At 69.7% G+C, this 13002-nt stretch carries 11 protein-coding genes (1 of these 11 only partly in view); 4 read left to right on the top strand and 7 right to left on the bottom strand.

The window, feature by feature from the left end; genetic code table 11:
- Nucleotides 1–72: 72 nt before the first annotated feature.
- The 4 genes from E5F05_RS09520 to E5F05_RS09505 all read right to left on the bottom strand — a co-directional run bounded on the left by E5F05_RS09520 (nucleotide 73) and on the right by E5F05_RS09505 (nucleotide 4527).
- The gene (locus tag E5F05_RS09520; RefSeq protein ID WP_129118391.1) at nucleotides 73–1770 is read right to left on the bottom strand and encodes a VanW family protein; all 1698 of its coding nucleotides are present in this window, start codon (nucleotides 1768–1770) and stop codon (nucleotides 73–75) included.
- A gap of 77 nt (nucleotides 1771–1847) precedes the next feature.
- The gene (locus E5F05_RS09515) at nucleotides 1848–2948 is read right to left on the bottom strand and encodes a phosphohydrolase (protein WP_241687113.1); all 1101 of its coding nucleotides are present in this window, start codon (nucleotides 2946–2948) and stop codon (nucleotides 1848–1850) included.
- Nucleotides 2945–3742 carry an enoyl-CoA hydratase-related protein gene (locus tag E5F05_RS09510; RefSeq protein WP_129118390.1) on the bottom strand — a complete coding sequence of 266 codons (798 nt, stop codon included), beginning with the start codon at nucleotides 3740–3742 and terminating at the stop codon, nucleotides 2945–2947. The genes E5F05_RS09515 and E5F05_RS09510 overlap by 4 nt, the downstream gene beginning before the upstream one ends.
- Before the next feature lie 68 nt (nucleotides 3743–3810).
- Nucleotides 3811–4527 (bottom strand): phosphorylase family protein, encoded by a 717-nt coding sequence (locus tag E5F05_RS09505; RefSeq protein WP_129118389.1) that lies wholly within the window; start codon nucleotides 4525–4527, stop codon nucleotides 3811–3813.
- 887 nt (nucleotides 4528–5414) lie between these two features.
- Between E5F05_RS09505 and E5F05_RS09500 the strand changes: the two genes are divergently transcribed.
- From E5F05_RS09500 to E5F05_RS09485, 4 genes are all read left to right on the top strand, one after another.
- Nucleotides 5415–6659, top strand: coding sequence for an S-layer homology domain-containing protein (locus tag E5F05_RS09500; RefSeq protein WP_129118388.1), 1245 nt, complete (start codon nucleotides 5415–5417; stop codon nucleotides 6657–6659).
- A 101-nt stretch (nucleotides 6660–6760) separates the two neighbouring features.
- Nucleotides 6761–7108 carry a hypothetical protein gene (locus tag E5F05_RS09495; protein ID WP_129118387.1) on the top strand — a complete coding sequence of 116 codons (348 nt, stop codon included), beginning with the start codon at nucleotides 6761–6763 and terminating at the stop codon, nucleotides 7106–7108.
- Nucleotides 7105–9225 (top strand): single-stranded-DNA-specific exonuclease RecJ, encoded by a 2121-nt coding sequence (locus E5F05_RS09490; RefSeq protein WP_129118386.1) that lies wholly within the window; start codon nucleotides 7105–7107, stop codon nucleotides 9223–9225. Before E5F05_RS09495 ends, E5F05_RS09490 begins: the two co-directional genes overlap by 4 nt.
- 278 nt (nucleotides 9226–9503) lie before the next feature.
- Nucleotides 9504–9863 carry a hypothetical protein gene (locus E5F05_RS09485; protein WP_129118385.1) on the top strand — a complete coding sequence of 120 codons (360 nt, stop codon included), beginning with the start codon at nucleotides 9504–9506 and terminating at the stop codon, nucleotides 9861–9863.
- 323 nt (nucleotides 9864–10186) lie between these two features.
- On the opposite strand, the gene E5F05_RS09480 is transcribed toward E5F05_RS09485, so the two are convergent.
- The 3 genes from E5F05_RS09480 to E5F05_RS09470 all read right to left on the bottom strand — a co-directional run.
- Complete coding sequence (locus E5F05_RS09480; RefSeq protein ID WP_206733005.1) at nucleotides 10187–10987, bottom strand: DsbA family oxidoreductase; 801 nt, start codon at nucleotides 10985–10987, stop codon at nucleotides 10187–10189.
- A gap of 3 nt (nucleotides 10988–10990) precedes the next feature.
- Entirely contained in the window at nucleotides 10991–11980 is a 990-nt protein-coding gene (locus E5F05_RS09475) for a manganese catalase family protein (protein ID WP_129118384.1), read from the bottom strand.
- A 316-nt stretch (nucleotides 11981–12296) separates the two neighbouring features.
- A protein-coding gene (locus E5F05_RS09470; RefSeq protein WP_129118383.1) for an SIS domain-containing protein crosses the window boundary here: on the bottom strand, nucleotides 12297–13002 show its 3' portion. Its footprint extends 317 nt past the window's final position; 706 of the gene's 1023 nt are visible here — the last part of the coding sequence; the start codon falls outside the window, past its right edge; it ends in the stop codon at nucleotides 12297–12299.

The following is a 13002-nucleotide window of genomic DNA, read 5'->3' as shown; positions in this document are numbered from 1 at the left end:
TGACCGGCAGGTGAGCCACGCTGACGGAAAAGGGGCCGGACGCCCCCAGCCCCGGCGCGGTCCCAGCCTTGTTTAGCTGCGCGGCCCGGTTTCGTACACGGCCTGCCAGGGCTTGTAGACGGTGCTGACCTTGTCGGTGCGGGTGCCCTGGGCGTCCTTGATCGTGCGGGTGATGTAGAGGTTGTAGCCGTCCTGGGCCCAGTCCACCTGCCGCACGGCGCCTGCGGGCAGGTCGGGGTTGACGACGTACTGGGCGGGCGGGTGCGGCGTGCGCGAGAGGATCACGGCGGGGCTGACAGTCACCGTGCGCTCCGGCTTCACGCCCCACACCTGCACCTCCAGCCGACTTTTCGCGTCGTTGTTGACCGTCCGGATGAAGATGGGGGCGCCGGTGTCGTTCTTCATCCTGAGGTCCACGCCGGGGTCGTACACGGCCGCCTCGAAGCCCACCTGCGGCTCGTAGTACCCCACACGGTAGGAGTGCTGGTTGCGCTCGACCACCGGCAGGCCCGCTTTGTACAGCGCGCGGAAGGTGGTGGTGGACACCTGGCACACGCCGCCGCCCAGACCGTCCACGGTGCGGCCCCCGCTGATGATCAGCCCGCCCACGAAGCCGTTGTCCGGCGTGATGCCGCCCAGCGCGTTCAGGAAGCTGAAGGTTTCCCCGGCGGGCACCACCACGCCGCTGATCCTGGCGGCGGCATTGGCGACGTTGGTGCGCCGCTCGCGGCTGCTGCCGTAATAGGTGCTGGTGCCGGTGGCGATCAGTTCCATCTTTTTGGGATCGGGCAGCCCCGCGACCGTCAGGGTCGGCTGGCTGACCTTGCTGGCGAACAGGACCGTCTGCACGCCGGGGTCGAGCACCGCCTGGCGGAACGCCGCGAGGGCCGCCTGCCGGTCGGTCACGCGCCCCGCCTGTTCGGTCACCTTCACCAGCTTGCCGTTCTCCACGACATAACGGGCATTCTGCGCGGGCTGGTCCACCGCATCGGTCAGGCGCCCAAAGGCCGACTGGATGGTCTGCTCGTCGGGGACGATGCCTCCTTCGCGCACCCAGTACAGGTTCGCGACCTGGAGGGGCGTCAGGCTCGCGGTGCGCCCGGTACCCTCAAGCTGCACGGTCAGCGGGCGCATCAGGCGGTTGCCCCGGTCCACCTGCGGCTGGAGGGCCTCGGCGCTGCGTCCCCCCTGCCACTCGGTGACGGGCACGGCCAGCGTGGTCAGGGCCGGGTTCGCGGCGTAGGTGTTGGCGGCGGCGGCGGCCCCCGCGCGGCGACCGGGGGTGCCGGGCTGCACCGCGTACTGTTTCGCCCGCTTGTCGAAGATGATGGCCGCGTCCTGCGGCAACCGGTTGAGGTCCCCCGTCAGGGCCTTGAGGGTCGCCAGCGCCGCCCCCACATCCACCCGCGTGACCAGCGGGAAGTCCTGCCCGGTCGCCTGGCCCAGCCGTCCCTGGAGCCGCTCCAGCAAGCCGCGCTCCGCCGTGGCCCGCAGGGCGGCGTCCACACTCGCGCCCGCGTCGGCCTGCCAGCCCAGGCGGCCAGCCTCCAGCGTCCAGGCGCGCGGCCCCGCCGTCACGGTCACCTGGGGCGGGGTGGGAAGGTGGCTTTGCAGGGCCGCCAGCGCCTCCGCGCGGGTCAGGCCGCCCACCGCGACGCCCGCCACGCGCAGGCCGGGCGCGAGTTTGCCGTCATCCTGGGCGGCGACCCCCAGCGCAAGTGCGCCGCCGAGCAGCGCGGCGGCAGACAGACCAGTAACCCAGACCTTCATCACCCGGCAGTGTAAGGAGCTTCACCGGCGAGTGAATGAAGGCGGATCACACTTCACCCTCATCCGCTGTTCAGAAGCTAACGCCGCTCAACGCCTACGCCCAGGTTGTCCAGCACCGCCTCGGCCGCCTGCTTCTGGGGGTCGTCGACCTCCACCCGCACGCGCTCGCCGTCGTCGAGGTCCATCACGAAGTGGTCGCCTTCGAGGCGGACGCGGCGCAGGATCTGCTCGTCGCCCTGCTCGCGGGTGGTGGCGCGCAGTTCCACGTAGCGGCTCATCGGCGTGCGAATCACCTTGGGCGCCAGCACCTCCTCCACCTGGAAGATGCCGCCGGAGTTGTTCATGGTCACGCTGATCAGGACCGGCTTGTCCCGGCCCTTCTCGATCACGACCTGATCGACCGCGAGGGCGCTGATGGAGTGGATGTCCACGCTGCCCAGCGCAAAGGCCTTGCGGCCCCGGCCCTTGGTGATGTCGGTGCCGTCCGCGACCGCCGTGATGCCGCCTTCCAGCGTGAGGGGCGGCGGGTTCAGGTCGTGGCAGTCGATGGCGCCCAGGATGAAGGAGCGGACCTTGGTGCGCTTGAAGGGGTCGGGGTACAGCGGCCCCAGGATGCGGTCGAGGATCGGCAGGGCCAGCATCACGCCGAACTGCTCGTGCGAGACGCGGTGGATCTGGTTGCCGATGTCGTGCAGCATGGTGCCCAGGATCACCGCCAGGAACACGTCGTCGGCGTCGCCCACCCCGCTCTCCATGATGTCGGGCTTGACCCCGGCCTCCAGCAGCAGCTCGGTGAGCGCCATGCTGGCCGCGCCGGTGATAAAGGCGTGAACACGCCCGTGGTCGTTGTAGCCCAGCTTGCGCATGGTCACGTAGTTCGCCATGTCCCAGGACGCCAGCGCCTCGGGGTCCGAGCGCAGCGCCTCGTAGGCGGCCAGCGCGCGGGGGTAGCTGGCGAGGTCGGCGTGGATGGCGTGGTGCGCCTCCTCAAGCAGCTTGGCGCGCGGCGTGGTGAACTCGGCGATTCGCCGGGCTTCCAGCAGGGGCGGCTGCGCCTCCGCTTCCGGGCGGCGGCCCTCCACCTCCCGCACGTCGCCGTCGGAGACGTTCAGCGTGAACTTGGGTTCCTCCGTCGCGCCGGACTGCTCGGCTTCCTGCATCTCCTCACCCACCTTCATTCACCCTTGAAGGCCGCGCGGCGCTTGGCGAGAAAGGCCGCCGTACCCTCGCGGAAGTCCTGGGTCGCGACCGCCATGCCGAAGAGGTCCGCCTCCACCTCCAGCCCCGCCTCCAGCGTGGTGTCCAGGCCGCGGCGCACCGCCTCCTTGACCAGCGAGAGCGCAATCGGCGCGTTCTTCACCATCTGTTCGGCCACCTCGCGCGCCTTCATCAGCGGATCGTCCGCGACGTAGTTCACCAGGCCGAGGGCGAGGGCCTCCTCCGCCCCCACCTGCCGCGCGGTCAGCATCAGGTCGAGCGCGCGGCCCGCCCCGATCAGGCGCGAGAGGCGCTGGGTGCCGCCGAAGCCGGGAATCAGGCCCAGCGTGACTTCGGGCAGCCCGAGCTTCGCGTTCGGGGACGCCACCCGCACGTCACAGGCGAGGGCGAGTTCCAGGCCGCCGCCCAGCGCGAAGCCGTTCACGGCGGCGATCACCGGAATCGGCAGGCTGCTGATCTGGTGCATCACGTCCTGCCCGGCCAGCGCCGCCTCGCGCCCCGCGTACACGTCACCCAGCTCCGCGAGTTCGCTGATGTCCGCGCCCGCCACGAAGGCCCGGTCGCCGCCCCCGGTGACGATCAGCGCGCCGACTTCCGGGTTCTCGATCACCAGGTCCACCGCCTGCGCGATCTCACTCAGGGTGTCGCTGTTCAGGGCGTTCAGCGCCTTGGGCCGGGTGACGGTCAGCACTGCCAGGGGGCCATGCTGGTCAAGTTGCAGGTTGCGGAATTCGAGTTCGTCGAGCATCGTCATGGGTCAATCCTGACATGGCGCGGGAAAGGGAAGGGGGAGATGGGGCGGGTTCAGCGCCGGTCCAGCCCTCACCGTCCGTCCAGCATCACCACCGCGCCGAGCGCCACCCGGACCATCCGGTCCACGCCTGCGGCCAGCACCTCATCCGGAACGAGCTGGGGGTCCCCGATGTCGTTGCTGCAAGCGGTGAGGCATCCCGCCCGCAGGCCGTGCAGGGCGGCGACCAGAAAGACGGCGCTCGCTTCCATCTCGAAGCCCAGCACGCCGCGCGCGGCCCACAGGCGGGCGTGTTCGGGGGTGCTGGCGTAGAAGGCGTCCTCGGTCATAATCAGGCCGACATGGTGCGGGACGGCCTGGGCGCGGGCAGCCTGCGCGGCGGCCTCGACGACCTCGAAGCTCGCGGCGGGGGCGTAGGGGGCGCCGCCGAGCAGTTGCCGGGTGGTGCCGTCATTCGGGACGGCGGCGGTGGCGATCACCAGGTCGGCGGGGTTGACCTGGGGCGTCGCGCCACCCAGCGTCCCGACGCGGATCAGCGTCTTCGCGCCTAGCCGCGCCAGTTCCTCGGCCACGATGGCCGCGCTGGGGCAGCCCATCCCGGTCGTCTGCACGCTGACCCGCACGCCCCGGTAGGTGCCGGTGAACCCCAGCAGCCCCCGGTGCTCGGTGTACAGCGCCGCGCCTTCCAGATACGTCTCGGCAATATGGCGGGCGCGGTTGGGATCTCCGGGCAGCAGGACATGCTCGGCCACGTCGCCGGGCTGGGCGCGCACATGAATCTGACTCATGCGCGCGAGTATAGGGGGACAGGAGCCTAATTCGGCGGGGTCCTTTCCAGGTACCCAGGGCAACTGCAAAGGCGCCGAGTCCGCACAAGCCCGGTTGAGGCCCTCTGCTGCGCCGCTCTGCGAGTCCGGCCCTGCGGGCCACCTCCCCTCAAGACGCTTGATGTGCATTGCAGGGCTGGGACGGTGGGAAGGCAGAAGCATTTTTCTCGTCTGGAATGAGGGCGAGCTTCGCCCGCCACCCCCCTCCCCGACCCTCCCCCGCAAGGGGGGAGGGAGAAGAAAGCTCATCCTATATAGCAAGTTTCTATTGCACATCAAGCGTTCAAAGAGAGGCCACAGACCTGGCTTCATGGAGAACTGTCTCTGGCTCCCCTCAAGGGGAGCTGTCAGCGAAGGTGACTGAGGGGTTGAACCGGGCAGGGCGTCCAAAACCGGACACTGTGGTTGCCTTTTCCGGCACTACTGGAACCTCGCGTGAACCTTTCCTTAACCTGGGACATGCGCAGGGAAAAGGACCATCCCCCGGCTCTAGGGACCGTCAGCAGGGCATTCCGTCCTCTCACTTGGGGACCACCAGCCCCTCCTGAACGCCGGACCGTTCTGAGTGAGCATGAGCATTCCCTCATGAAATCGAAGACTGAAGAAAGCAACAGGCTTCTCATTGAGGATGGGCAAACTCCCACTTAAACGAGGTGCAAGGGACTCATAGTGAAGGCACGCCTTCTCAATTACCTCTCATCTTACGGGCCTGTTCGTCAGCTTGAGAGAAAAGCCACTGGCTGGAGAGAGGAATGTTCGACACGATTCACAGCGCACTCACGTGACCTGCCTACGGTGAACCCAGGCACCGGGGGCGCAAGCCGTACCCGTGCGAAAAGGAGAACCTCATGCGTAAGTCCCTGATGATCGCGTCTACCCTGGCCCTCAGCCTCGGCGCTGCCAGCGCCCAGACCACGACGCCTGCTCCCACGCCGACGACCCCCATGACGCCCGCGCCCGCCACTGCGGCCCCGGCCACCACGACCACCAGCGCCGTGCCCGCCCAGGTCGTGACCTTTACGGACGTGCCCGCCGGGCACTGGGCCAAGGACGCCGTGGACGTGATCGTGCAGCGCGGCCTGATTCAGGGCTTCCCCGACGGCACCTTCCGTGGCAACGAGAACCTGACCCGTTACCAGGCCGCCCTGATCTTCTACCGCCTGCTCCAGTCGGGCGCGCTGAGCAGCGGCAGCCTCAGCCAGACGGACCTGGCGACCATCACGCGCGGCATGCAGGAAGTCAGCACCGAGCTGGCCGCCATCAGCAGCCGCGTGACCGACCTGGAAAAGCTCACGGCTGACCAGCAGGCCCGCATCACCGCGCTGGAAGACCGCATCAACACGTTGGGCAACGGGGGAGCGGCCAACGCCGACGTGGCCGCCCTGACGGCCCGCATTGACGCGCTGGAAGCCGCCGTGCGGAACATTCCTGCTGGCCCCCAGGGTCCCGCGGGTCCCCAGGGTCCTGCGGGCCCCGCTGGCCCTGCCGGTCCTGCCGGAACTGCGCCCGTGGACACCACGACCACCGGCACCGTCACCACGACGCCTGCCCCGACCACGGTCGTGATCGGTGAAACGCCGTCCACCCCGGCGGTCACCCGTGGCAACCTGTACGCCGGTGTGAGCATCGGCGCGAGCGGCGCGGGTGGCAGCCCCTGCTACGTGCCCAAAGCAGGCGGCCGCGCCGTGAACTACTGCGCCAGCTTCGGCGGCATGATCGGCAGCACGCAGATCGTCGGCCCCATCGGGGCGCGCGTCGCCCTCGACTACAAGCCCGGCCGCAACGCGATCTCGGGCGACGTGAACGCCATGTACCACCTGAACACCGGCACCAACATCCAGCCCTACGCGGGCGTGGGTCTGGGCCTGACCAGCAGCACCAGCCGCACCTCCACCACCACCAACGCGACCGACACCTACGTCAACGCGCTGGTCGGCGTGGACTTCCAGATCACCAACAGCATCTCTGCCTTCGTGGAAGGCAACGGCCGCTACTACCTGAGCAACAAGGGCAGCGGCGCGCTGAACACCACCACCACGACCGACCGCGGCTTCGCGCCCGCCGTCAAGGCTGGCCTGAAGTTCTACTTCTAACCCCCCGCTTCTCTCCGGAAGGCCCCCGCAGTGGGGCCTTTCTTCTTGGCCTGGCGGTCTTGCGGGACGTTCCCGCACGGGGCGGGCGCTAGACTGTCGGTATGCGACTCGTGCAGTTCGTTCAGGTGCTGCTCCTGCTGGCCCTGGCGGCCTATCTGCTGCTGGTCGCGCTGGAGAATCCGGCCCGGGTGCGCCTCCCCCTGCCGCTCGGGCGGGGCGAACTGGTGGTCCCGATGGGTGAGGCGGTGGCGCTGTTCATGGGGCTGGGCGCCGCCTACGCCGCCCTGCTGCTGCTGCCGCCCCTCTGGGCGGCGGGCCTGCGCCGCCGCCGCGCCGCGCGGGAACGCGCCCGGCTGGAAGGCCGCCTGACCGCCGCCCTCCAGGCCCGCCTGGGCACCCCGCCAGCCCCGCCGACCACCGACGCCCGACCGCCCCTGGAGAATGCATGAAACCCGGCTTCCGGCTGCCCGAGGCCCGCTGGCTGCTCGCGCCGCCCGCCAGCCGCGAGGCTCTGCTGGAGAGCATGCGGACCTGGGGGGTGGCGCCGCCGCTCGCGCAGGTGCTCCAGGGGCGCGGCCTGACTCCGGCCCACCTCGACCCGCCGCTGGGCCTCACGCCCAACCCGGCCCTGCGGGAGGCGGCCCGGCGCATCGTGCGGGCGATCCGGGCGGGGCGGCGCATCCGCATTCACGGGGATTACGACGCGGACGGCGTGAGCGCGACCGCCACCCTGGTCCTGGGGCTGCGGGAGGTGGGGGCCGACATTCACGGCTTCATCCCCCACCGGTTGAACGAGGGCTACGGCATTCACCCCGGCAAGGTGGAGGAACACGCCGCCGCCTGTGACCTGCTGGTAACAGTGGACTGCGGCGTGACCAACCTGGAGGAGGTGCGGGCGCTGCTCGCGCGCGGCGTGGAGGTCATCGTGACCGACCACCACGCGCCCGGCCCCGACTACCCGGAATGCCTGGTCGTTCACCCGCACCTGACCACCAGCTATGACCCCGACCTGCACAACCTCACGGGCGCGGGGGTGGCCTACCACCTGCTGTGGGCCGTGCGGGAGGAGCTGGGTCTGCCCGCGCCGCTTGAATTGACGGGTGTGGCGACGCTGGGCACGATTGCCGACGTGGCCCCGCTGGTCGGCGAGAACCGGGCGCTGGTGCGGGCGGGCCTGGACGCGCTGGCGGCCTCGACCCTGCCCGGCATCCAGGCCCTGCTGAACGCCAAGAAGGTCGAGCGGCCCTCGGCGCGGGACGTGTCCTTTCTGCTCGCGCCGCTGGTCAATGCGGCCGGGCGGCTGGGCGAGGCCGACCTGGCGCTGAACCTCCTCATCACGGCCAGCGACCACGAGGCGCGCACCCTCGCGACCTATCTGGAGGCCCGCAACCAGGAGCGGCGGGTGCTGCAAGACCGCATGTACGAGGAGGCGCTGGGGCTGGCCGACCCCGAGGAACCCGCCATCGTGGTGACGAAGGCGGACTGGCACGCGGGCGTGATGGGCATCGTGGCGAGCAAGCTGGTCGAGGCCTTTCACAAGCCGGTGTACATCGTCGCGCAGGGCAAGGGGTCGGTGCGGAGCACGCCCGGCATCAGCGCCGTCGAGGGCCTGCGCTACAGCCATGACCTGCTGAAACGCTACGGCGGGCACCCGGGCGCGGCGGGCTTCGCCGTCGAGGAAGCGAACTTCGGGGCGCTGCGGGACCGGCTGCACGCCTACGTGCGGCAGTTTCCCCGCCCGGTCCCGCTCTACCGCCTGGACGCACCGCTGCCCACCCTCGGCGCGACGCCCGAGCTGGTCAGCCAGGCCGCCGCCTTCGAGCCGTACGGCACCGGGCACGCCCCGCCCCTCTGGCATGTGCGCGAACCGTTCACCGGCACGCGGCTGGTGGGAAAACGCGGCACCAGCCTGCAATTCCAGGTCGGGGGCCTGCGCGGCATCAAGCACGGCGAGCGCGACGCGGCCCCCGGCGAGCGCGACCTCGCCGCGCATCTGGTGAGCAGCGAGTGGCGCGGGCAGGCCCGGATGGAACTGCATGGGCAGGCCCTGCGCCCGCCCGCCCGCCTGGGCCTCGACAGCCCCTGGACCGGCGCCCCGGCCCTCCCCCGCCTCGACCCCAGGGAAGCGATGAGCCACCTGCGGGCCGGGGCCAGTGCCTACGCCGACAGAGCGGTGGCCGAATACCTGGGCAACCAGGTGCCCGGGCTGACGCTCCTCGCCCCCGGCGCCCCGCACCCCGGCGGCGAACTGATCCTGTACGCCCTGCCGCCTGAACCCGACCTGATCCGCTGGCTGGCCGGGGGCCGGGTGGCCTTTGCCTTCGGCCCCAAGACCCTGGCGGAGCTGGAAGGTTCCCTGTCGCGCCACCACCTCGGCCCGCCGCCCGCGAGTCCCCTCGCAGGCAAGCTGGAGGAGGCGGCCGACGCCTACCGCCGCTGGCAGTGGGCGCACCTGTACCGGGTGCTGGACGACGCGGGCTGGAATGCCGCCGTCCGTCACCTGCTGGGGTTGGAAGGTGGACAGGCCCAGCCGCAGGAACGGGCGCTCGCCGCCGCAGAAGACTGAGGGCGAAGAACTGGACTGCTCCAGTCGGGAACGGACAAAAGCACGCGGGCGTGGCGACTGCTTCCGGCAGCGCCGTGTCCCCCGGACCTGTCGCGGCGTTCACCCGTCGGCGGAAAAATGTCAGCTCACCACGCGCCTGCTCCTCAACATCCTGGACCTGTATCGCCGGAGCAGGACAGCGGCACCCGCTATCACGTTCTGAAGCCTTCCCGTGCCGGGGACTAGTCAGGCTGCTCGCAAACCCACCCGCTCCGCACAGAATGTGAAATAATCGAGGTATGCGACAATTTGCTGCGTTGCTTCGGGTGGGTGTCTGCCAGGTCGCTCTCCTCGCGGTGTCCGGTTCAGCGTTCGCGGACGGCGCCCCCACGGCCTCCCGGGGGATGAACCGCGATCAGGTCCTCGGCCAGGCCGTCTTCCGCTGCATGGGGGGCGTGCGGGTCCAGGTGACCAAGATGCCCGGCCGGGCGCGGGTGCAATTTGCCGGTCGGTCCCTGGTGCTGAATCTGGCCAACGGGGCCGACAACGTGCGGTACCGGAATGCCCAGTTTGCCTGGGTCAACAACGGCAAGGTGTCCTACATGAAAAATATGCGGAACGGGCAACTGACCGTGAGTGGTTGCACGCAGGTCAGGTAACCTCTGCGGGGTGTGTCCCACGAGGCGCTGACAGCATAGGACTTACGCGAAACTCTGTTCTGGGTAGTGGTGGAAAACCGCATTTTCCCGCGCTGTGACGGCTACGCCGTCAACCCCCCTCCCAGCCTCCCCCGCAAGGGGGGAGGGGTAAAAAACCCTCTCCACAAGCGCTCGGCTTGTGAATCGCGTAAGTCCTAAGCAGAGAGCCCCGAACCAGCCGGGCTGCTTGTTCGCTTTGACCCTTCATTGGAGGGGGAAGGGCGGACTTTCGCTTCCGGCCGAACGCAAGGAATGGGCAGCGGCTCCAGTAGAGCAAGCCGATCTCAGCAGGCAGGTTGGGGCGGCGTGGCCTGGCCTTTGAGGGCTTCGGCCAGTTCGGCGGGAAGGACGCTGCCCCAGTAGGCAGCGTAGGCCTGGGCGTCCGTCACCTGACGGCGCGGCACGTCCGGCGCGACCCTCAGCAGCGCGTCCAGAAGCGCCGGGTAGGGCCGGTAGCCGATGAGGACGACGCCGCGCTCGCCCCGGCGCACGGTCAGCGCCGGAAACCGCTCGATGCGGCGGTAGCGGGCCTCCATCAGGTCGTCGCGGAAGGCGGCCCGCGCCTCCTCCCCGTCCAGGTCGCGGCGCAGGCGCTCGGGGTCGAGGACACCGGGGGAAGCTCCCGCCACCTCGTCCGCCAGCGCCTCCAGCACGTCCCGCCGCGCGATATTCCGGGCCTCGGTCATGACAGCCTCGCGGGTGCGCCGCAGGTACAGTTCGGCGGCCCAGGGCGACTGCAACCCCGCCGCCTTCACCGCCAGGCAGGCCGGGTACGAGGAGGCGGGCGGGTCGGCAAACCACAGCCGGTCGTCGAGCGGCATGCCGGAGGTGTGATGCACCTGCACCCACAGTGGCCCCAGCTGGATGGGACGGCTGACATCGTTGAGGGGGTCGGTGAAGCCCTCCCAGCTCGGAATCAGGCCGCCCATGCGGTAGCGCCAGCGCACCTGCGACCCGAACTCGTAGCGCAGGCGGCGCCACTGCGGCTCAAAGGCCCAGCTCCAGGCACACAGCGGGTCGGTGTAGTAGGTGACCTCGATGGGGGCCATGTCCGGGGCTTCCCCCTGCGGGTGCGGTGCGCTCACGGGTTACTTCGACTTGTCCTGAATGCCCATCGGACTGGCGAGCTGGTCCTGCGGGTAGCTGCACCACTGGTTGTCGCCCTGCGGCACCATGCTCTTGATCTCGCCGCTGCGCTCCTTGCTGAGCTGCTGGTTCATCTGCTGAACGTCCTGCTCGGACGGAACGGGCACAGACGGCTGGAAGTGGACCAGGCCGCCGGTCTGGATCACCGCCTGAATGGGGTCCTCCACGTATTCCCAGCTCTCGCCGGGTCCCCAGGGCCCCTGCCCCTCGTTCCAGGGGCCGCGTGAGCTGGCGCCGGTGGACAGGTTGAAGTAGGTGTGGGTGTAGCGCGGGTCGCCTTGCAGGATGCCGGGCGGGAAGTTGGGCTGGATGCTGTCGAGCGCCGCGCTGAACATCTGGAAGTGCGCGATCTCGCGCGTCATCAGGAAGCGCAGGGTGTCCTTGACGTAGGGATCGTCGGTGAACTGCATCAGGTACTCGTACACGATCTTGGCGCGCGACTCGGCGGCGATGTTGCTCCTCAGGTCCACCGTGAGGTCGCCGTTGCTGTTGATGTAGGCGCCGCTGAAGGGCACGCCCTGGCTGTCGGTGAGCCGCGGCCCGCCGCCGGTCAGCGCGAAGAACTGCGGGTTGACCATCGCCTCGTGGATCATCTGGTCCTTCTGGTCCACCCCGCCCGCGCCGCGCACCAGCCGCATCAGGTCGCTGCGTTCCGCCGCGTCCTTGAGGTCCCCGTTCAGCCCGTCCAGCAGCATGGTGATGGTGGCCCCGACGATCTCCAGGTGGCTGAATTCCTCGGTGGCGATGTCCATCAGCATGTCGTACTTGTCGGGGTACGCCTGCCGGGCGCTGTAGGACTGCACGAAGTATTGCAGGGCGGCCTTGAGTTCCCCGTTGGCGCCGCCGAACTGCTCCAGCAGCAGGCTGGCGAACCTGGGGTCGGGGCCGGAGACACGGGCGTTGAACTGCAACTCCTTGACGTGGTGGAACATCCAGTACCCTCCAGAAAGGCAAGAAGACGGAAGTGCTTTACCGCTCCGGGTTCCTCCGGTCCAGCCTCCTTTCGGGCAACATGCTCCACACTAAAGAAGGCTCATGAAGTGGGTCCCCCGGGACCCTGATGGAGCGTGAAGGGAATTCATACCTATTCGGCTCAGGTGCAGGTCAACAGGGGAGCCGCGTTGCCGCAGCTGGAGACGACCGGCACTCTCCCGCACGCCCTGGAGCCAACCCACCGGCCGTTCCCCGGTCCCTCAAAGCAAAGGGCGGCGGAGGTTTGCCCCCGCCGCCCACCGTTCACGCCCTCTCTCAACGGTCGTCCAGGTCGTCCCCGTCCAGGTCCTCGTCAGCCTCTTCTTCCGGCCCATCGGTGGCGTCGGCCCGCCAGTCGCGGACGAGCTGGGTGGGGCGCACGTCCTCGTCAGCCGCTGGGGCGGACAGGGCTTCGGGGTCGGCCTCGCCCGCCAGAACGGCCTGCGCGCGGGTGAGCATGGGCGGGTCACCCGCGTCCAGGCCGTAGCGTTCGGCGAGGTAGGCGGCCACCCAGGCGCCGAAGTACCACAGGGCGAGCTGCGCGGCGTACCCGCCGGAATGCTCGGGGCTGAGGCCTTCCGGGTAGGGGACGTGCAGCACCTCGTCGATGCGCGTTTCCAGCACCTCCCGCGCGACGCCGAGAACCGCGTCCACGTCCCCGAGGAGCAGGGCCACCTTGGCGTCGCCCTTCTCGTGCTGCGCCTCGAAGGCTCCGGTGACCAGCACGAGGGGGTCCCCCAGGACGGGCACGGCCAGCGTCTTGCCGACCCGGGCCAGCAGCGACTGCCAGGCGTGTGGGAGGGCGTCAGCCCCCTCGGCGGCCAGCAGCAGCGGCGTGCGGCCCCACAGCGTCCAGGCGAGGTCGCGGGCGGGGTTGCCTTCCTCGATCTGCGGGGCGCAGCGGTCGCGCAGCTCCGCCAGCAGGCGCTCGGCGTCCCCGGCCTCGCGGGCATGCCCGGTCGCGTGCGCGAGGTACTGGGCC

Source organism: Deinococcus metallilatus, from assembly GCF_004758605.1.
Taxonomy (GTDB): domain Bacteria; phylum Deinococcota; class Deinococci; order Deinococcales; family Deinococcaceae; genus Deinococcus; species Deinococcus metallilatus.
This window is presented reverse-complemented; position numbering and strand designations above follow the sequence as displayed.

Bases quoted from the DNA above. Each gene is read 5' to 3' on its own strand.
- E5F05_RS09520 (WP_129118391.1), bottom strand. From the start codon at position 1,770: ATGAAGGTCTGGGTTACTGGTCTGTCTGCCGCCGCGCTGCTCGGCGGC.
- E5F05_RS09515 (WP_241687113.1), bottom strand. From the start codon at position 2,948: ATGAAGGTGGGTGAGGAGATGCAGGAAGCCGAGCAGTCCGGCGCGACG.
- E5F05_RS09510 (WP_129118390.1), bottom strand. From the start codon at position 3,742: ATGACGATGCTCGACGAACTCGAATTCCGCAACCTGCAACTTGACCAG.
- E5F05_RS09505 (WP_129118389.1), bottom strand. From the start codon at position 4,527: ATGAGTCAGATTCATGTGCGCGCCCAGCCCGGCGACGTGGCCGAGCAT.
- E5F05_RS09500 (WP_129118388.1), top strand. From the start codon at position 5,415: ATGCGTAAGTCCCTGATGATCGCGTCTACCCTGGCCCTCAGCCTCGGC.
- E5F05_RS09495 (WP_129118387.1), top strand. From the start codon at position 6,761: ATGCGACTCGTGCAGTTCGTTCAGGTGCTGCTCCTGCTGGCCCTGGCG.
- E5F05_RS09490 (WP_129118386.1), top strand. From the start codon at position 7,105: ATGAAACCCGGCTTCCGGCTGCCCGAGGCCCGCTGGCTGCTCGCGCCG.
- E5F05_RS09485 (WP_129118385.1), top strand. From the start codon at position 9,504: ATGCGACAATTTGCTGCGTTGCTTCGGGTGGGTGTCTGCCAGGTCGCT.
- E5F05_RS09475 (WP_129118384.1), bottom strand. From the start codon at position 11,980: ATGTTCCACCACGTCAAGGAGTTGCAGTTCAACGCCCGTGTCTCCGGC.